21 protein-coding genes and 1 tRNA gene are annotated in these 19,112 nt (G+C 41.7%); 14 read left to right on the top strand and 8 right to left on the bottom strand.

Annotation, left to right across the window (positions count from 1 at the left end; all coding sequences use genetic code 11):
- Positions 1-162: 162 nt before the first annotated feature.
- Positions 163-621 carry an outer membrane protein assembly factor BamE gene (locus ACN0QW_RS06010; protein WP_299375504.1) on the bottom strand — a complete coding sequence of 153 codons (459 nt, stop codon included), beginning with the start codon at positions 619-621 and terminating at the stop codon, positions 163-165.
- Between the two features lie 157 nt (positions 622-778).
- On the opposite strand from ACN0QW_RS06010, the gene ACN0QW_RS06005 reads away from it, so the two are divergent.
- The 10 genes from ACN0QW_RS06005 to ACN0QW_RS05960 all read left to right on the top strand — a co-directional run bounded on the left by ACN0QW_RS06005 (position 779) and on the right by ACN0QW_RS05960 (position 7,032).
- Positions 779-1,303: a ubiquinol-cytochrome C chaperone family protein gene (locus ACN0QW_RS06005; RefSeq protein WP_417429645.1), complete on the top strand. Its 525-nt coding sequence runs from the start codon at positions 779-781 to the stop codon at positions 1,301-1,303.
- 160 nt (positions 1,304-1,463) lie between these two features.
- Positions 1,464-2,021, top strand: coding sequence for a YceD family protein (locus tag ACN0QW_RS06000; protein ID WP_417429643.1), 558 nt, complete (start codon positions 1,464-1,466; stop codon positions 2,019-2,021).
- A gap of 94 nt (positions 2,022-2,115) precedes the next feature.
- A complete protein-coding gene (rpmF, locus tag ACN0QW_RS05995; RefSeq protein ID WP_417429641.1) occupies positions 2,116-2,295 on the top strand; it encodes a 50S ribosomal protein L32 in 180 nt (59 codons plus the stop codon).
- Positions 2,296-2,382: 87 nt separating this feature from the next.
- On the top strand, positions 2,383-3,429 hold the full coding sequence (gene plsX, locus ACN0QW_RS05990) for a phosphate acyltransferase PlsX (RefSeq protein ID WP_299375491.1): 1,047 nt from the start codon (positions 2,383-2,385) through the stop codon (positions 3,427-3,429).
- Positions 3,426-4,400, top strand: coding sequence for a beta-ketoacyl-ACP synthase III (locus ACN0QW_RS05985; protein ID WP_417429639.1), 975 nt, complete (start codon positions 3,426-3,428; stop codon positions 4,398-4,400). The genes plsX and ACN0QW_RS05985 overlap by 4 nt, the downstream gene beginning before the upstream one ends.
- 155 nt (positions 4,401-4,555) lie before the next feature.
- The gene (locus ACN0QW_RS05980) at positions 4,556-4,852 is read left to right on the top strand and encodes an integration host factor subunit alpha (RefSeq protein WP_046509138.1); all 297 of its coding nucleotides are present in this window, start codon (positions 4,556-4,558) and stop codon (positions 4,850-4,852) included.
- A gap of 75 nt (positions 4,853-4,927) precedes the next feature.
- The gene (locus tag ACN0QW_RS05975) at positions 4,928-5,377 is read left to right on the top strand and encodes a MerR family transcriptional regulator (RefSeq protein WP_417429636.1); all 450 of its coding nucleotides are present in this window, start codon (positions 4,928-4,930) and stop codon (positions 5,375-5,377) included.
- Positions 5,378-5,465: 88 nt separating this feature from the next.
- Positions 5,466-5,542: transfer RNA gene (locus tag ACN0QW_RS05970), tRNA-Pro, on the top strand.
- Positions 5,543-5,686: 144 nt separating this feature from the next.
- Positions 5,687-6,469, top strand: a complete 783-nt coding sequence (locus ACN0QW_RS05965; protein ID WP_417429634.1) for an ABC transporter ATP-binding protein — start codon at positions 5,687-5,689, stop codon at positions 6,467-6,469.
- Positions 6,469-7,032: an IMPACT family protein gene (locus ACN0QW_RS05960; protein ID WP_417429632.1), complete on the top strand. Its 564-nt coding sequence runs from the start codon at positions 6,469-6,471 to the stop codon at positions 7,030-7,032. Before ACN0QW_RS05965 ends, ACN0QW_RS05960 begins: the two co-directional genes overlap by 1 nt.
- Here the strand turns inward: ACN0QW_RS05960 and ACN0QW_RS05955 are convergent.
- Together ACN0QW_RS05955 and phhA are read right to left on the bottom strand one after the other, a co-directional pair.
- Positions 7,019-7,288, bottom strand: a complete 270-nt coding sequence (locus tag ACN0QW_RS05955; protein ID WP_417429630.1) for a hypothetical protein — start codon at positions 7,286-7,288, stop codon at positions 7,019-7,021. The two genes, ACN0QW_RS05960 and ACN0QW_RS05955, sit on opposite strands and share 14 nt — an antisense overlap.
- Positions 7,289-7,467: 179 nt before the next feature.
- The gene (gene phhA / locus ACN0QW_RS05950; protein ID WP_417429628.1) at positions 7,468-8,271 is read right to left on the bottom strand and encodes a phenylalanine 4-monooxygenase; all 804 of its coding nucleotides are present in this window, start codon (positions 8,269-8,271) and stop codon (positions 7,468-7,470) included.
- Between the two features lie 130 nt (positions 8,272-8,401).
- Between phhA and ACN0QW_RS05945 the strand changes: the two genes are divergently transcribed.
- The 4 genes from ACN0QW_RS05945 to ACN0QW_RS05930 all read left to right on the top strand — a co-directional run bounded on the left by ACN0QW_RS05945 (position 8,402) and on the right by ACN0QW_RS05930 (position 13,601).
- Positions 8,402-8,863: an Lrp/AsnC family transcriptional regulator gene (locus ACN0QW_RS05945; RefSeq protein WP_299375471.1), complete on the top strand. Its 462-nt coding sequence runs from the start codon at positions 8,402-8,404 to the stop codon at positions 8,861-8,863.
- A gap of 155 nt (positions 8,864-9,018) precedes the next feature.
- Positions 9,019-12,447, top strand: coding sequence for a hypothetical protein (locus tag ACN0QW_RS05940; protein ID WP_417429625.1), 3,429 nt, complete (start codon positions 9,019-9,021; stop codon positions 12,445-12,447).
- 21 nt (positions 12,448-12,468) lie between these two features.
- Positions 12,469-12,987, top strand: a complete 519-nt coding sequence (locus tag ACN0QW_RS05935; RefSeq protein WP_417429623.1) for a plastocyanin/azurin family copper-binding protein — start codon at positions 12,469-12,471, stop codon at positions 12,985-12,987.
- A gap of 110 nt (positions 12,988-13,097) precedes the next feature.
- Complete coding sequence (locus ACN0QW_RS05930; protein ID WP_417429621.1) at positions 13,098-13,601, top strand: GNAT family N-acetyltransferase; 504 nt, start codon at positions 13,098-13,100, stop codon at positions 13,599-13,601.
- A gap of 28 nt (positions 13,602-13,629) precedes the next feature.
- Here the strand turns inward: ACN0QW_RS05930 and ccoS are convergent, their stop codons facing one another.
- The 5 genes from ccoS to ccoP all read right to left on the bottom strand — a co-directional run bounded on the left by ccoS (position 13,630) and on the right by ccoP (position 19,111).
- On the bottom strand, positions 13,630-13,905 hold the full coding sequence (gene ccoS, locus ACN0QW_RS05925) for a cbb3-type cytochrome oxidase assembly protein CcoS (protein WP_417429619.1): 276 nt from the start codon (positions 13,903-13,905) through the stop codon (positions 13,630-13,632).
- 1 nt (position 13,906) lies between these two features.
- Positions 13,907-16,147 carry a cation-translocating P-type ATPase gene (locus ACN0QW_RS05920; RefSeq protein WP_417429617.1) on the bottom strand — a complete coding sequence of 747 codons (2,241 nt, stop codon included), beginning with the start codon at positions 16,145-16,147 and terminating at the stop codon, positions 13,907-13,909.
- A gap of 7 nt (positions 16,148-16,154) precedes the next feature.
- Positions 16,155-16,685: a FixH family protein gene (locus ACN0QW_RS05915; protein ID WP_417429615.1), complete on the bottom strand. Its 531-nt coding sequence runs from the start codon at positions 16,683-16,685 to the stop codon at positions 16,155-16,157.
- The gene (gene ccoG / locus ACN0QW_RS05910) at positions 16,682-18,157 is read right to left on the bottom strand and encodes a cytochrome c oxidase accessory protein CcoG (RefSeq protein ID WP_417429613.1); all 1,476 of its coding nucleotides are present in this window, start codon (positions 18,155-18,157) and stop codon (positions 16,682-16,684) included. The genes ACN0QW_RS05915 and ccoG overlap by 4 nt, the downstream gene beginning before the upstream one ends.
- Positions 18,158-18,241: 84 nt before the next feature.
- Positions 18,242-19,111, bottom strand: a complete 870-nt coding sequence (ccoP, locus tag ACN0QW_RS05905; RefSeq protein ID WP_417429611.1) for a cytochrome-c oxidase, cbb3-type subunit III — start codon at positions 19,109-19,111, stop codon at positions 18,242-18,244.
- Position 19,112 lies beyond the last annotated feature (1 nt).

The following is a 19,112-nucleotide window of genomic DNA, read 5'->3' as shown; positions in this document are numbered from 1 at the left end:
CACGATAAGAACCTTTATGCAATGAGAAATATTGTTGAGCGTTTCTTTTGTAAAATGAAGGATATGAGACGGCTGGCAACAAGATTTGAGAAAAAGGGAGTAAATTTTCTAAACATGCTATTCCTTTTCTCAATTAGATGTTGGATCAATTGAGTCCACACCCTAGTTATCGCCACCTGGGGTAAATTTACCAAGGTTACCAAGAAGCTGTTGAATAATTGTCAGATCTTGTCCCTCTGTTGGTGTTACCCGTGTGACAGGGTCAATGATACGTCCGTCTTCCAGTGCAAACTGTTGTGATTCTTCTAATTTTCCATCCTCGGAAAATTTAACGACAAGAATACTACGCTCAAGAACAACAGGGTCGTAAAAGGCTGTTTTTTCAACTCTTTCACCAACGTAGTACCAGACCTGATCTTTAAATGTAGAGAGGGTAGATGGTGAACCTAATAATTCAGCAACATCACGACGACTGGATACACCTGTTTCAAGTTTGCTGACCTCTTCCGGGTCGGGATAGTTTCCTCTTACATTAACACGGCTTTCACAAGCACTTAGTGCAAAAGGGATAAGCATTGCAGCCAAAAGCATTTTGGCTTTAGAGGAAACTTTATGAGACATAATCGTATTCTGACCTTATTGATCTAAATATGAGCGAATAGCTATTTAACATAAAAGATGTTTTTGCTAAACCATACGCGTTACACAGGCACTATACTCGTCTATATACTTTTTTCGAGTCATAAATCCAAGCTGATTATATCGAGGGGTTCAGTTGTTGTTCAGGAAGCTTTTTCGTCGCGATCGCGAATCTGATGCGGTACATGATCTATATGCAAACCTCATGTCACAGGCACGTAAGAAAGAATTTTACGAAAATTATTCTGTACCTGATAGCCTGGATGGACGCTTTGATATGATTACGTTACATATGTTTTTGGTACTGCATAGATTAAAAGATGACAAAGAGACAACTGAAACGTTTTCTCAAAAACTCTTTGATTTAATGTTTTATGATATGGACCTTAGCCTGAGGGAAATGGGTGTTGGGGATGTTGGTGTTGGTAAACGTGTGAAGGCCATGTTACAGGGTTTTTATGGCCGTCTGGCAGCCTACGAAGAAGCAATGCCCCTCGGAGAAGAAGTCCTGGAAAATGCGCTGGAACGCAACCTTTATGGAACGACCGGTGCCGACAAAGAATCGCTGCAATACATGCGTAAATATATAACTCGGCAAATCGAACACCTAAAAGGGCAAGAAATCATACAGTTGATGTCGGGCAAGATTACCTTTTGCCCTTAAAGTCTAGTATAGCTGCGTTGCAATAAAATAATTTGACCGATAATTTTACGGCCCTTATTGTACGCAATCTTGAATTTAAGTGTAATATTAGCTTGTTATCTGTTTAAGCAAACACTTAATCAAAGATAATATCGTTTCAAATATAATCAGGAGTTCAGCAATGGAAACGCCGTGCGAAAGTGAATTTTCGCGTCGCTATCCCGTTGATAAAGTTCAAGCACGCTCACAGGTTTTAAATATAAAAGCGAAACCAGAAGAGTGTGAAGCTGTGGCAAAAAGATTTGATTTAATTGAATTAAAATCGCTTTCCGCAACACTGGAACTTGACCCAAAAGGGAAGGGATCGTTGCTTGAAGTAAAAGGTCAATTGAAAGCCGATGTTACACAATCCTGCATTTTATCTGCAGAACCTGTGACGGCGAAGATCAATGAACCTTTTGGTATACTCTATAGTTTTGAGTCCATCCGAGAGACAACAGACGAAATCCTGATTGATATTGATGCGGAAGATCCGCCTGAAATGGCAGATCCAAAAGGAATTGATTTTGGAGAGGCTATTGTTCAGCAACTAGCTGTTATGTTAGACCCTTATCCGAAAGTACCTAATTCTACTTGGGATGGCGATTCTGTGGACGAAGCGCCAGATGAAGAAGAAATGCAGGAAGCAGCAAAAACGAGCCCGTTTTCTGTACTAAAAAACCTGCAAATTAAAAAGTAGGGTATATTTACCTTAGTTAGGGCTTGCCGTAAGCGAAGTTATTCGTTAATAAGCGGCGAGTTTTTTATTAAAGCTGAATGCGAGAGTTAGAGCAATGGCTGTTCCAAAGAGTAAGATTAGTAATTCCCGTCGTGGTCAACGTCGGTCACACGATGCGCTTCCTTCAAGCGTTTCACAAGAATGTCCAAACTGTGGTGAGCTGAAACGCCCACACCATGTTTGTGCTTCATGCGGCACTTATGATGGCCGTGATGTAGCAGAAGCTGAAGCCTAAGGCTTGTCAAAATAGTCTTTTGTGATAGGCCGATCATTATATTGGTCGGCCTTTCTTTTATGGATCAATTTGACAAGCGGGAAACCAGTGAGCGGTAGCATAACCATAGCCTTAGATGCAATGGGAGGTGATGACGCACCGGATATCGTAGTACATGGAGCTGAAATAGCTTCACAAAGATATCCTAACGTTAGATTTCTCATGTTCGGTCGAGAGCAAGAGGTTATGCCTCTGCTCGACAAAACGACCAAATTAAAAGATGTCGTTGAGTTTATTCATACAGAGGACAAAGTTCTCAGTGATGATAAACCTGCAGTGGCTTTACGCTCTGGGCGTAAGTCATCAATGCGTCTTGCCATAAATGCAGTACAGGATGGCCGTGCGGATGGTGTTGTTTCCGCCGGAAATACTGGTGCTCTGATGGCTATGTCAAAGTTTGTCCTTAAAACCCTTCCTGGTGTCGATCGCCCTGCGATTGCCTCGTTCTTTCCAACATTACGTGGGGAATCCCTCATGTTGGATCTTGGGGCTAACCTTAGCTGTGATGCTGATAATCTTGTCGACTTTGCCGTCATGGGGAATGCGTTTGCCCGCTGTGTCCTAGGAGTACAGGAACCTTCGGTTGGTATTTTGAATGTCGGATCCGAAGATGTGAAAGGGCATGAATACCTGCAAGTTGCGAGCTCAATGCTCCGAAAAGCAGACCTGCCTGGTGATTTCATTGGCTTTGTAGAAGGCGATGACATCGGTAAAGGCACTGTGGATGTTATTGTTACTGATGGCTTTACTGGTAACGTTGCCCTGAAGACAGCCGAAGGCACCGCAAAACTTATCTCTGAATTCTTTAGACAGACCTTCAAAAGTAGTATGCTAGCCAGCCTAGGATATCTTTTGGCAAGTTCTGCGCTTACTAAATTAAAGAAACGTGTTGACCCTCGCCTGTATAATGGGGCTATCTTTCTTGGTCTTAACGGTATTGCCGTTAAAAGCCATGGTGGTACTGATGCTATCGGGTTTGCAAATGCCATAGGCGTCGCCGTTGATATGCGTGACCAGGATATTGTCACCAAAATTCGTGAAGATTTCGATTCGTTGACACGCGAACCGATAAATGAGCAGGCTGGGTTTGAATGATCGTACGTGCAAATATCAAAGGCTGTGGCTCTTATTTACCAGAACGTATTCTGACAAATGATCAGTTAGCCGAACGTGTTAATACATCAGACGAATGGATTCAACAGCGCACGGGCATCAAACACAGGTATATTGCCGGCGAAAACGAATTAACTTCTGATTTGGCAACAAAGGCTGCGCTTGCAGCTTTGGAGCATGCCAATATTGATGTTTCAGAAGTTGATCTTATTGTTTGTGCGACCGCAACTCCAGATGAGACCTTCCCAGCTACAGCAACCGTTGTTCAAAAGAACCTCGGGATAACCAGAGGCGCTGCCTTTGATCTACAAGCAGTTTGCAGTGGTTTTGTCTATGGTCTATCGGTTGTTGATAGTTTGATCCAAACTGGCCAAGCAAAAACAGCATTACTAATTGGCGCAGAAACCTTTTCCCGTATTCTCGACTGGGACGATCGTTCTACTTGCGTTCTTTTTGGTGATGGAGCAGGTGCAATTGTGCTTCAGGCCGAAGAAGGTAATGGAGACGCGAACGATAGTGGTGTTTTAAGTTCGCACATTTATGCGGATGGGCGCTGTCATGATGCGCTTTATGTGGATGGTGGACCATCTTCAACCGGAACAGCTGGTTTCCTTCGTATGGAAGGCAAAGAGGTGTTCCGACAAGCTGTCACAAGAATGCCAGAGGCAATTGATGCCGCGCTTAAAAAGTCAAATTTAGGCCCTGAAGATATTGATTGGCTTGTTCCGCATCAGGCAAATATCCGTATTATTGAATCAATGGGGAAAAAATTAAAACTTCCCAAAGAGAGAGTTGTCGTAACTGTTGATAAACATGCAAACACCTCTGCAGCCTCTATTCCCCTAGCATTGACCGAAGCCGTTTATGATGGCCGAATTAAACGCGGTGATATGATCATGATGGCAGCCATGGGCGGTGGTTTTACGTGGGGGTCTGCGCTGATACGTTGGTAACGTAAACGTATCTGAAAAGATGTCATGCAGCACCTTTATGAGATAAAACTTGTAATTTCCTGAAAAGTTTAGCAAAATCGCTTTGTATATCATCTGAATTACTGGTTTTTTCCGGAAAATTCACATAACGATAACAAGGGGAGTGGAACTTCATTATGAGCACTACAGTCACTCGTGCTGATCTCAGTGAAGCCGTATATCAAGAAGTTGGCCTATCCAGAAATGAGTCTGCAGATTTGGTAGAATCTGTTCTGAATGAAATTTCTGACACCTTGATCAAAGGTGATTCGGTTAAGATATCGTCTTTTGGTAGTTTCGCCGTTCGTGAGAAAGGTGAACGTATTGGACGTAACCCAAAAACCGGGGAAGAAGTTCCAATTTTACCACGCAGAGTTCTCGTATTTCGAGCTTCTCATGTTTTGAAAAATAAAATAAATACGTCTCTTTCTTAAAGTATCGTATTATTTTATCGGAACGTATCAGTAACAAACTGATAAAATCTAAAAAAGCAGGAGTTTAATCTGCAAATGTCTGCTGCGGAAACCTCTAGTAAATCTGCGGCTGCGTTCCGGACGATTAGCGAAGTATCTGGAGACTTGAATGTACCACAGCATGTGCTGAGGTTCTGGGAAACAAAATTCCCTCAAGTTAAACCTTTGAAACGCGCGGGACGCAGACGTTATTATCGCCCGGAAGACCTGAACATACTTCGTCAGATAAGAGACCTTCTCTACAAAGACGGGTATACCATTAAGGGTGTTCAAAAACTGTTTAAAGAGGGTGCATTTAAACCCCAAAAATCAGTTGATGAACAAAAGTCTGACCAGAAAAAAGAAATTACAGCAAAAGATTCCTCCAAAAACGTACAAAGCAAAGAAGAGCAAAAAAGCATAACAGAACAGTTTGTTGGCCTTTCTCTTGATCATCAAAAAGAAATTCTGGATGAGCTAAAATCTATTCGGGCTTTGCTTGACTAAAATTTCACTTTTTTCTCTCAACAGCATTGCCTTGCAGTTATAGCGAATGTATATAGTTGCCCAGAAATACGCTTAAGCTTTTTTCTATCGGAGTATAGCGCAGTCTGGTAGCGCACTTGGCTGGGGGCCAAGGGGTCGCAGGTTCGAATCCTGCTACTCCGACCAACAGAAACCTCTGCCCCTTTTAAGGGCCAGAGGTTTTTTTATTTGTATATCAGTATATAAATTCAACAACTTATCAGGCTGGTATTATTGTTCGTCTATGATAATCTTGGCGCAAGTAATCTGACGCTTGGGAGATTAGTCGGTATGAATACCGAAATCAACGAAACAAAAACAGCTCTTGAAGCTAAAGGCCTCAACAAAAGCTTTAATGGCCTTAAAGCGCTTGATGAACTGAGCTTTGAAGTAAAGTTAGGGGAAACTCTTGTCATCATAGGCCCATCAGGCAGTGGAAAAACACTACTCCTTAAAACCTTGCTTGGTATTACTCCTCAAGATTCAGGCACCATCTTTATCCAAGGCTCACCAAAAGAAGAAGTTCAGGAAAATTCACCAAACTTCCTTGATCGCTTTGGTATGCTTTTCCAACAATCAGCGCTATTTGATTCAATGACCGTTTGGGAGAACATTGGCTTTAAAGAGCTAAAGAAACCAGATGCAAACAAAGAAATTATAAAAAGTGACGTGATAAGGCTGTTAGATAGAGTTGGCCTGAGGCCCGAAGTTGCCAATCTATATCCAGCAGAGCTATCTGGCGGTATGCAGAAACGGGTCGGACTGGCCAGAGCCTTTGCAGGCGATCCTGAATTTTTATTATTGGATGAGCCAACAGCTGGTCTTGACCCAATTATGAGTAATTCAATTAGCCAACTCATAAAGCAACAAACAAAAGAACATAATACAACATCAATTGTTATTAGCAGTGATCTAGATTCCGCTCGAAAAATATCCACGAACATAATGATGTTACATCAAGGAAAAGTGGTTTGGTTTGGGCCAACTCACGAATTGAACGAGACTGATAACCCCTTTATCAAACAATTCATCCATAAGTCGGCAAAAGGCCCCATTGCAGTTCTCACAGAATAATGTTTTACGTTGATTGTGAGAATTTTACGGAAATCGACGAGAAGAAATCCCGTTTTATTTCGTACTTAATGCCAATTTCTTCTTTTGATAAACGCCTAGCCGAATTACGCGATGAGTTTAAAAAAGCAAATCACTATGTTTGGGCGTTCAGAAGGCTCAACCAATATGATCAAATAGAAGAGGGGTCTAGCGATGATGGTGAGCCCGCGGGAACGTCGGGTCCCCCAACCCTCAAAGTCTTACAGGGGAATTCTCTGATTAATACGGCGGTTATTACAGTTCGTTTTTTTGGCGGCACAAAGCTTGGGACCGGAGGTTTGGTTCGTGCCTATAGTGAAAGTACGAAACAGGTTATTCAAAATGCAAACCTGTTGGCCTACGTTAAATTACACCAACAAGAACTATCTTTACCTTTCAAATCCATATCGCACGCTGAATACCTCTGTGACCAAATTGGCGTTAAAATTATCCAAAAAGATTTTGGCGCAACCGGGGCAATTTTTATTGTAGAGGGAATGGAAGAACAATTATCAAAATTACAGGATCAGCTTAATCTACATTAATGATATTCTGAACGGCAGAGGTTGCCTTTAATGACTTAGCTAATGCAAGAAGTTCATTACGTGCCAACATTAGAGCTTCTTTATCCTGGTTAGAGAGATTATGTTGGGTTAAGCGATAATGATAAATGCGGTGAGCTTGTTTTGTAAGAATAGCCCACTTACTGTTTGGATCATGAACTAACGACAAATGTTTGGGCTGATCACGTTTAAGTGCCGCCTCTATATTTGTTGAGTTTTTTATAGCCCCCTGATGCATTAAGCTCGTCCCCGTACCAGAAGCTTTCTCATCCACTAAAATTTGGTTAACAGTCTCTTACTACAATTTAACTAAAATTGCTACTATAAAGCCTTCTTGCCGGAATTCTTAGATCATGTAACCCGTAAAAACGGGTAACCTCCTCTAACAAGAGGAGGTTACAAAAGATATAAGCTATCTTAGTGTGGTTTCTGATCTGGGGCTAATGGTGCAGGATTAATATTTCCAAGCTGGTTTGCATGATCAATAACAGGGAGCAAATCTGACATTATGGTATCAAACAGTTGTTCAAAGCTATTAATCACATAATAGATCGGTTGATAGATATCAATTCGATAGTTTGTTCTGAATATACTTAACGGATCAAATTCCATAATTGTAGGTTCTCTGCTGTCCATACAATAAACAGCTTCACCCGATGAAGATGCCAGACCAGCACCGTATATACGGTTTCCCATATCCGTTTTGATCAGGCCAAATTCAACGGTAAACCAGAAAAGCCTTTGTAATGGCCACATATATTTCTTTTCAACCGAAAGGGCGAGTTTACCGTACTCCTGAACATAATCAGCAAAAGATTGGTTGGTCAACATAGGGCAGTGACCATATATCTCATGAAAAATATCAGGCTCTTTTATATAATCGAAATCTTCCCTTAACCGGATAAAGGTTGCTGCAGGAAAGCGTCTGTTTGCCAGAATGGCGAAAAAATCTTTCGGGGGGATTACAGCAGGAACAGATTCAACACCAAACCTAGTCGCATCGAACAAACGATTGCTAATTTCCTTTAACTGAGGAACCCGATTACTATTTAATCCAAGTATTTCCCTACCCTTGATAAACTCATCACATACCCGGCCTTCAAGTATGTCGTTTTGGCGGTTAATTAAATCCTCCCAAATCTCGTTCTCAGTTAGGCTATAGTGATATAAACCATTTGAATCCGGTATTTTAGATTCATAGATAGACCCTTGGTGTCCCATTTTTTACCTCATTATTTTATCCCTGCTTTATTTGTTTATTTTATCTCAAAATATGGGGTATTATGTTCTAATAAACCATATAAAACAGATTTAATAACAAATTTAATTCAATAAATAGCTGCTAATTGAAATGATTGACCTTGATGTTTTAGATATAAAAATACTTAGCTTGCTGCAAAAAGATGCCTCTCTTTCAACGGCAGAGATAGCTACGACTGTTGGGCTTTCTCAATCACCTTGCTGGCGGCGGATAAAACGTTTTCGAGACGAGGGACTAATCCGCAAAGAAGTGTGTTTACTGGACCCTAAAATTGCAGGTCTGAGTGTAACAGTCTTTACAACAGTCACATTGGTACAACATAGCGAAGAACAGGTTCGACAGTTCGAAGATATCGTCAATCGACGCCCAGAAATTATGGAATGCTACACAATTACAGGTAACAGAGATTATCTGTTACGTATTATCGCAAAAGACATTGAATCTTATGACCGTATGCTAACAGAACAATTTTTACATTTACCGATAATTAACTCAGTAAATTCACGTTTTGCCCTGCGAAATGTAAAATACTCAACAGAACTACCTATTTAAGATAAGACGTATTAAAGCTATTTTTTCTCTAAGTAACAGAACTTAAATGACCAAAGTCAAGTCAACATAAGTGCTCGTCAAATAAGCTCATTTAATCACTACAGAGCAAGTTTTTTTTATGGCTTATCGCTTTATAGGCGTTTACGAGAAATTATATGTTTCCATTTCAAAACACTAATTTTATTAAAAGAAATTCCAATACAAAGAGACATAATCGCGACGTTATAAAGTTTTTAAAAATAAACAAAGATACCTTCTCTTCATTTTGGAAAAAAGAAGCCTACCGATCTCATCCCGCAGAGTTCGTATTGTATTTTCTGACTATTAGCGGTTTGTTGTTGTGGGATAATTTTGATTTATCTTGGAGATTTCAACGAACGACTTTGACCACGCATATTCTCGTGTCGTTAGTATTTTTTCCTATACTTGTTTTACCATTTTGGCTTTCTCATCGGAATGTGTTTTCTGCTTCGCATAAGATCTTTTTTAAAAGAACAGGAAATATTATCGAATGCGGATTAATTATTTTAACACTAAGTGGCCTCTATTTATTTTTCTATGGTAATCGGGGAGAGCTGATTGGAAAAATATCCTATTGGTCTCATCTGTTACTGGCACTTCCTGTTTCTATATTGATTATACGTCATGCATTGCGTTGGTCTATCGTGAAAAGTGTTAAATGGTTGATCGTCTTTTGTTTGACATTACTCACCTTAGTTGGCTCTTCTTTTGCCGCAACAGAGAGTAGTTCGCTAGTTACAGGAGACCATGGATCTAAATTGTTCAGCGCCAATTATGATGCAGGTACAGTTACTTGGATCAATAAGAAAACCGGTGAACGCATCAGTGAGATTAAAATTGGTGGAGATTTACGACGTATCGCAATAGGCCAAAATAACACGATCGCTGTTACTGATTATACAGGTGGACGTCTGGTCTTGATTAACTGGCGCACAGCTGAAGTGATAAAATCGTTTGATCTTGGTCCGCGCCCTTTTGGCGTTGTTTATGACAGAAACAACAATGTCTTTTGGGTAACATTATTCGAAGCACATCAATTGGTTGCCGTACATCCGGAAAAAGGTATTGTTCATAAAGTAAAAACAAGAGATACACCCCGTGGCCTCGCCTTACTCTCAGATAATCGGCTAATCATAACTCATTCTCTTATTGGTGAGGTTTCAATCTACGATGCCCAAACCGTTCCTCCTGTTCACCTAACAACGATCAAGTTACACCAAAGTCAGGAACAAAACGAATTTATCTCCCAAGGTGTGCCCCGTGTGTTGGATGATATTGCCGTTAGTCCGAACGAAACAGAGGCATGGTTGCCGCATCTACTGTGGAATTTTGATCATCTGTTTCAGTTTCAATCATCTATTTTTCCTGCAATTTCGCTTTTGGACCTACGCCCAGGATATGAACAAGAGTTAAAAGGGCGTCGAAAACATCTATTCCAACAAATAAACTTAAAAAGTCCTACCAAAAAACGTTTTGATGGCTCTCCAAAAACTTTGATCATGTCCAACCCGCATGATGCCGAATTTTCAGATGATGGGAGTAAAGTCTATATAACAATGGCCGCGAGCGAGGATCTTCTGGTTTTTAACCTATTAGATCGAGATCCAATCGATAAGACAGGTATTAAAGTTAATGATTCCAAAGCGTCAGATATTGTTCGGCACCTTCCAGGAGCCAACCCTCGGGCACTCATAGTCGACAACAAAAATATCTTTATTCAAAATGCTATGAGTTTGGATATTACGCTCTTAAATTTCACCAACACAGGGCCTGTTGTGCAAAAAGCAGTCTTCGCTCGTACTGTTGGGAAAGACCCTCTTGATCCGAGTTTACGACGTGGAAAAACACTATTTCATAGCGCAAATACTGACCTAACACCCAATACGCCAATGTCAGGCGATTTTTGGATGAGCTGTCAGTCATGCCACGTTGATGGAATTAATTTTACGAACGGATACTTATTTAATGACATTCCCATCGATAAATACCGCTATGCAAGGATTGGCCATGGCAATCTTTCCAAAATGATAGCCGGAGATTTTATAGGGGACTATCTACGCATCATTCAAGACACACAAGGAGGTATGGGACATGATGGCGAGGGTGTTGCTGATTTAATAGACCCTGATATGCCTTCAGAAGAAGCAGCTGAGATGATGCTTGATCTGCACGAATACATTTCATCTAGTGAAAATTTACCACTTGTATCTAGTTGGTTACGGCTGGATAACGGAAATAAATCAGTCCATAAAAGTGAATGGGTTAACTCGGCCACCTGTGCATCTTGTCATACCGATATGTTCGATCAGTGGGCTGACAGCTTACATCGCTTAATGGGGGAATCAAATCCCTATTACAAGGTTATGGAAGATGTTGCTGCTGATACAGAGGGTGAGAATTTCAGGCAATGGTGTATGGGGTGTCATAGTCCTCAAGGTCTTCTTTCCGGACAAACGGCAACGGTGGGCCCTGGACATATGTTTGAACAAGGAGGTTCATCACTCTTCGAAGCATTAAAACATGACGAAACTGACCTTGATGAAGGAACAGGGTGTTTATTCTGCCATCGGATATCAAGTCTTGAAACAGCAATGAGCTCGGATGCAGGAGGTAATGCAAGTCTAACAGTTAACCTGTCTGATCGAAAAACATATGTCTTCGAAAACAACACTAATGACACTCTGAACTTTCTTGGAAATCATGCGATAAATGCAAAGCCAAGTACTCATGCAAATTCTTATAGCCAAAGCTTTTATGCAGATTCAAAACTATGTAGTTCCTGCCATAATGAATTTGCACCTGGCAGTGGATCGATAATCGTAAATACATATGGAGAATGGGAAAAATCCTCTTTCAACAAACCGGACAACCCTGAGGATCATCGATCTTGTATAGATTGTCATATGCATGGCGACATTCAGCGTATAGGACAAGATATCCCAGGTACCTCAACAGATGGAGGGAAGAAAAAACCTAATGTTGTCACTCATCAATTCACGGGAGCGAACTATCATTTAGTCGGATTGCGTAACCCAAAACTAAAGCAAATGAGTATTGAGCTTTTGCAGACAGCGGCGGCCTTAAAAACCGACCTGACCAAAGATGGAAAATTAAATATTCAAATAAAAAATATAGGAGCAGGTCACGCTCTTCCAACTGGTGTCGCAGATTTTCGACAAATATGGCTTGATCTAAGTGTCTATTCCGCTGATGGGCGTGTGATATTAGAAAGCGGTAAGGTTGACGACAAAGGCGTAGTTGATCCTAAAGCAAGATTCTTCCGCAAAGTCTTTGGTGATAAATATGGAAACCCCGTCGGCCTTATATTTTGGCGTTATGAAAAGATGTTAGAGGATACAAAAATTCCTGCCGATGGCTTTCGAGATGAAGTATTTGATCTACCTCGTGATGTACAGTTTCCTATCAAAGTTAACGTTAAATTGATGTTCCGAACTTACCCACAATTTGTGACTAATTTGGTGCGAGAACAATATCCGGCACTTACTGACCCCAAGATCGTTTTAATGACTGAACAGTCAGTTGTTTTAGACAAACTGCATTAAACAAACAGGAAATGAGGAAATATGTATCAGCACTCTCAAGTACTCGCCTCAATAACCTATTTATGGTATCGAAACTTGATACTCGCTTTTATCATTGGCTCGGGAGTTTTATTCACTAGCAATCTTGTAAATGCAGAAGAGCATAAAATTGACCAAGTTATTGATTTGAATGCATTAACTCCGGAAGAAATTTATCGATTTGACCCTAATTATTTATGGATTAAACCTGGAGATACCATCCGATTTTTGAATTCCACAGGTAACCACACAGTAACATCTATTAAAGGGATGTGGCCAAAAGGTGCCCCCCTTGTAAAGATTGAACATAAATCAGTCGCAAATGTTACCTTTGAGGTTCCGGGGATCTACGGATTCAAATGCAAAGTTCATGGTCGTCATGGAATGTATGCGTTGATTATTGTGGGTTCACCTGATTCCAACATAAACAATCTTGAATTTTCAAATATTGGTAAGCTTGGACGCTCAATTTTCAAAAAATTATTAGAACAAATGCGAAAAGATATGGTTGAACAAAAATAACCACAATAGACTATTACCGTAATTTGTCTTTTCAATATATTTTTAAACTCTCGTTTTGCACCGAAGAGTATGGAACAATAGAGAAAATTGTTTATTTATGAGGACCGGATATGGAAATTCGGAAAGAAGAGATCAAAGATCGTGCACAGGTTTTTCAAGTTGTTCACGATGCTTTTGGTAAGTGGGATGAGTGTGATCTCATCAAACAACTACACCTGGACAATGATGTACTTTTGGGACTTGTTGCTGAAGAAGAGGGGGAAATTATAGGGCACATTCTTTTCAGCATCATGGAAATTACATCTCCACACCTACACATTCAAACCGCAAGCCTCGCACCGCTATCTGTAACGCCTACTTATCAAGGTCAAGGTGTTGGAAGCCAACTTGTCGAGCTGGGAATTCAAGCTTGCAGAGATATCGAGGACCTATCCGGCATTATCGTTCTCGGCGATCCGGCTTATTATTCCAGATTTGGTTTTGCAAGCTCTTTAACAGAGCATCTGGATGCCCCTTTTAAAGGGGACGTATTTATGGGATTGGAATTCAGAAAAAACATCTTCCCTGAAAATGGGAAAGTTATTTATTCTCAAGCATTTGGGTTGCAAACTTAACGCCAGAAATAAAAAATAGTTATTGTGCTTAACAACATTTCGGGAATGACTTATTCAAGCCGTCTTGTCCCTTTTCTTTTACATCGTAATCGGCCTCATTAAGTACGGTATAAGCTTTTTCGTCGCTGTCAGATTTGTGCTTGCAAAAGTCTTCATCTTCAACTGGATCATCATCAAATACAGCTCTGTAGGCCGCACCTTCCAGATCATCATATTGTCCTGTGCGCAAAGACCATAAAAAAGCAGCAAGCCCAAGCAAGCCAAGTAAAAGAGCGATAGGAATAAGAAATGTAAGAGCTGTCATTTTATGCTCCTTTTTCTGAAAGTCTGAGCCGCAAGGCATTAAGAGTAACCACAATGGATGATCCTGACATCGCAAGTGATGCAATTAACGGCGTTACATATCCACTCATAGCCAGTGGTACAGCAATCATATTATAGACAATTGCCAACCCAAAATTTTGGAAAATTAAATCTCGCGCTTTTTTTGCAACCGTTATTGCCTCTACGATTGGCTTGAGTTTATTTCCCTGAAAAATAAAGTCGGCCGTTGTCTGGCTAATATCTGAAGCTGTCGCCGGGGAAGCAGATACAAAGGCACTGGCCAATGCGGGGGCATCATTTAATCCATCTCCCACCATCAAAACCTTATGGTCTTGATCAGCTAATGAATCTAAATATGAAATTTTGTCTTTTGGATTAGCCCCCGCAATCCATTTTTTAATAGACAACAATTTGGCAGCTTTTTTTACAGGGTTCTCTCTATCACCCGAGAGGATTTCAACAGACTTCAGATGTTTTTGTGCATAATCAATAGCGGCAGATGCATCATCTTTCAATTGATCCTCGAAAGTAAACCGAACCTTTTTACCCGTACTATCAGAGAGCCATAGCTCACTAACTTCGTCATCAGGTGCTTGATCGTCATCAACGATACCACACCAGCTTCGATTACCAATACGAACTCTGTTATCATTCAAGTAACATTCCAAACCTTGTCCCGGTTCTTCATGCACTTGATCTTGCTTGACAACAGGCGTATTAGCGGCGGCGACCAATGCCTTTGAAAGAGGGTGTTTGCTTGAAAGGGCCAGTGAAGCCGCTAAAGATAAATCGCTTGGTGAAACGGTATCTTTATTGGTTAAAGCAGGTCGCCCCTTGGTCAAGGTACCTGTTTTATCGAAGACCACAACGTCTGCATCAGCCAACCGTTCTAACCCATCAGCTGCTTTCACCAAGATACCTCTACGTAGTAGCAGGCCACTAGCAACAACCTGCACTGTCGGTACAGCAAGTCCCAAAGCGCAGGGGCAGGTTATAATCAAAACGGCAATTGCATTCATTAATGCTAAATGCCATCCACCATCACCTAGGGCCCACCATCCAATAAAGGTGAGTGCAGAGAGAATATGAACAACAGGCGCATAAATTTGAGCGGCTCGATCAGCAAGACGTACATATTTTGCACGCCCTTGTTCCGCTGTTTCCATCAATTTAACAATTTCAGAAAGCAGTGTTTGATCGTCTTGCGCTGTGACTTCGACCTCAATAGGTGTAGAGACGTTAAGTGTGCCAGCAAAGACGGCATCGCCTACCAATACCTTTTGTGGTAAAGATTCCCCAGTGATCAAAGAGCTATCAATTTCGCTGTTCCCGCTTATGACAGTACCGTCCACAGGAATTTTTTCTCCGACAGCAATGGCAACTTTCATACCCGGTTCAACAGCCTCTACAGGCAGCGAAGCATGCGTCCCGTCATTTTTGATAATAGTTGCCGCAATGGCCCGAAGCGATAACAAGTTCTGTGCCGCAGACTGCGCCTTACTGCGCATCCGTCGATCAAGATATCGGCCAATCAGAAGAAAAAACAAAAGCATAACGGATGCATCAAAATAAGCATGTTGTGCACTTTGCAGGGTTTCGGCAACACTCATCCCCACTGCGAGAAGAACAGCAAGCGATATAGGTACATCCATATTCAAACTGCGCGTTTTCAGAGCTGCAATTGCTGATCTAAAAAAGGGCTGTCCTGAATAGGCAACTGTTGGCAAGGCAATGAGGCCAGATACCCAATGTAATAAGTCACGCGTTGCTGGTCCCATATCATCAACACCTGACCAGACTGCAATTGACAGCAACATAACATTTGCAGCGGCAAAACCGGCGACACCCATTGCTTTCAAAAGCGTTTTGTCTTCTTTATTACTCGCAGAGCTCATAAGTGCTGGGTTATAGGGCGTCGGCGGAAAATCAAGATCGTCAAGTTTGTGTACGATGGCGTTGGCTGATGTCTTAGTTTCGTCCCAAAGAACATACAACCGTTTTGTCGACAGGTTTACACGTGCTGTTTCAATCCCGTCCATTTTGTTGAGGTTACCCTCAATAAGACGAATGCAGGATGGACAGTGAATGGTATCTACAATTAAGTGTAATTGTGAAAGCCCTATCTCATTCTTATAGACGTAAGCAGTCGGGTCGATACTGGCAGATATCTCTGGCTGGTTTTCAACGTTAGGGTTATTGAGATCAGAACAACACTTTGACATTATAAAGCTACTTCACGAAAAAACGTTTTTCCAACTGGAAGGGTGTCCCGTTCGGAGATGTTGCAGAAAGACTGGCATGCCATTGGCCCTTTAAAGGAAGATCAATAACAGCCTCGTATTGTCCACGGCTGCTTTCCGCAAGTACAAGTGTTTGATCGTACCCTTGAAGAGTAGGGCGACCAATTTTTACGGTAACGTCAAACCCAGACAAATTAAGGTTATTTTGATCCTGCAATGTAAAGGAAATCATTTTCTGTGCCCCCTGGGAAACGAGTTCCAGAGAGCTCTGCCAGTTGAGTTCTTCTTGAATTTTTGCAGCTTCAATCGTTTGATTATAGTTCAAGCCATCGACATAAGCATTTTCCTTGGACAGCCCTGTCCATGTATTCGTCGCAAAATAAATAAATGCGATATTCATACCGATGATGACACCAAAAAAAGATAAAATAGAAATCAGGAAATGTTTTCCGGTAAATTTCTTTTCCTTTTGTGGGGTAGAGACCTTGTTCATTACAGATACGCTTTCTGCTATAGTCATTTGTTCGGTCCTATAAATACACTATCATTAGACACGCTATATCCAGTCTCTTTATTCGTGACAGTGATTGTAATTGGTTCAGAGGCCGTTTCCAGTTCTTGTGCATCAACCGTTAGGAACAAATGAACACTCCTCAGGTTATCGGATTTAACGTCGACAACGGGTACTGGACCAACATTTTCAATATCGTTAATTTTAATATCCTTAAAATCAAGGCCTGTAACCGTCACTAGGAACTGTTGCTGCATACGTTCTTTGTTGAGAATTTTCACAGTATAACCGTTTCGGATACTGCCGTCCGACAGCTGGACAAACAACGGATTACGATCCCTCAACACATTAAGATCCAAGGGCGATCTACTGGCAAGCAAATAGACCATAAAGGCGCAAACAGCAAAGATAGCAACGGCGTAAAATACCGTCCTCATACGTAAAAGGCTGAACTTTTGCGGCACGCCCTTTAACCGTCGGGCCATATTGGCGTCGGTGTCATACCCAATCAATCCCCGGGCAGTTCCCATTTTATCCATAATGCCGTCACAAGCATCAATACAAAGGGCACAGTTGATACATTCCAATTGAGCACCATCGCGAATATCAATGCCCATAGGGCAGACAACAACACACTGCTTACAATCGATACAATCGCCAAAGGCCTTATCATCCTGTGTTTTTTTTGCGCGTCCTCTGGGATCGCCACGATCTTTACGATAGGTAACTTGCAATGAATCTTCGTCCATCATTGCGGCCTGAATTCTGGGCCACGGACACATATAGATACAAACCTGTTCCCGAGATAGTCCACCAAGGGTGTATGTCGTAAAAGTCAGTAAGGCGACAAAGGAATAGGCGGTTATATCGGCTTGTAATGTAAACAAGTCGACTAAGAGAGTAGGGGCATCAGCAAAGTAAAATACCCATGCGCCACCCGTTGCCATACCAATGATCAACCAGATTGTATGCTTTAGGGTGTATTTCCAGACCTTTTCAAAATCCCATTTATGACGATGTAATTTTATCCGAGCATTCCGATCACCTTCGATCCAACGCTCAACGGCAATAAATAAATCGGTCCAGACGGTTTGTGGACAAGCATAGCCACACCACACGCGACCAAAAAGACTGGTAAAAAAGAAAAGAACAAGCCCGGCAACAATAAGAATACCCGTAATGTAGTATACTTCCTGTGGCCAGAGTTCGATAAAAAAGAAATAAAAACGATTGCCCGGAAAATCAATAAGAACAGCTTGATCCGGTGCACCGGGACCACGATCCCAGCGTATAAAAGGAACTAAGTAATAAATGGAAAGCGTGACGATCATAATCAGCCACTTTAACCGGCGGAACTGACCTTCTGCACGTTTTGGGAAAATAGGTTCACGTTTTTTATAGAGAGGACGGTTCTCTTTTTTGTTAACGGCCTCCACCTCTACGGTGGCTTCCTTAACGATCTGTTCCAGCTTGGTGCTCATCTCTACAGACGTTCTTTTCTGACGTTAAGTTTGTTTTTTTATAATACGGGAGAGGCAGAGCTCTCCCGCACATAGGCCTTTGTATTATTCTCCACCACCGAGGGAGTGAACATAAATGCTCAAGGCTTTAATTGTCACAGGATCCAAACGGGCTTCCCATGTCGGCATAACACCTTTACGGCCATAAGAAATGGACTGAACAACGGTTTCCTTATCACCGCCGAAGAGCCAAAGCTTATCTGACAGATTTGGTGCCCCCATCTCACGATTACCCACACCACCTGTTTCATGACAAGCGGCACAGTTATCTTCGAAAATAGGTAAACCACGTTGAGCAGCCTCACTGTCACTTGATGTGCCAGACAGAGACAACACATATTCCGCAACGTCAGAAATTTCCTGTTTTTCCAGAATCTCATTAGTCAAGAACGCGGTCATATCGTTATATCTGGTTTCATCGTGCGTAGAACGAATACCATAGTTAATGGTGTAGTGGATGTCTTCAAGAGACCCGCCCCATAACCAGTGGTCATCATTCAGGTTCGGGTAGCCTTTGGCACCTTGGGCACCACTACCGTGACACCCGGCACAGTTATCGCCAAAAGCCGCCTGGCCAGCAGCAAGAGCGTACTGGTTAAGGTTCGGGTCTTTTGCTATATCTTCTAAGCTGGATGCGACGATCTTTGCTTCGATATCAGCACGTCCGGCTTTTACTTCTGCCAGTTCGTTCATAATCGTTTGGCGTTGGGAGTAACCCAATACACCTTTGGTATAATCACTGATACCTGGCCAGGCTGGCATCGCAATCCAGTACCCAATGGACCAGATTACAGATGCGTAGAGTACCCATAACCACCAACGGGGAAGAGGGTTGTTCAGTTCTTCAATGCCATCCCACTCATGACCTGTAGTATCGACACCAGAGATCTCGTCTTTTCTTGGATTTCCTGCCATA

Source organism: Kiloniella sp., assembly GCF_048259265.1.
Lineage (GTDB): Bacteria > Pseudomonadota > Alphaproteobacteria > Kiloniellales > Kiloniellaceae > Kiloniella.
The sequence above is the reverse complement of the archived record's forward strand: the minus strand, read 5'-3'. Positions and strand labels throughout refer to the sequence as shown.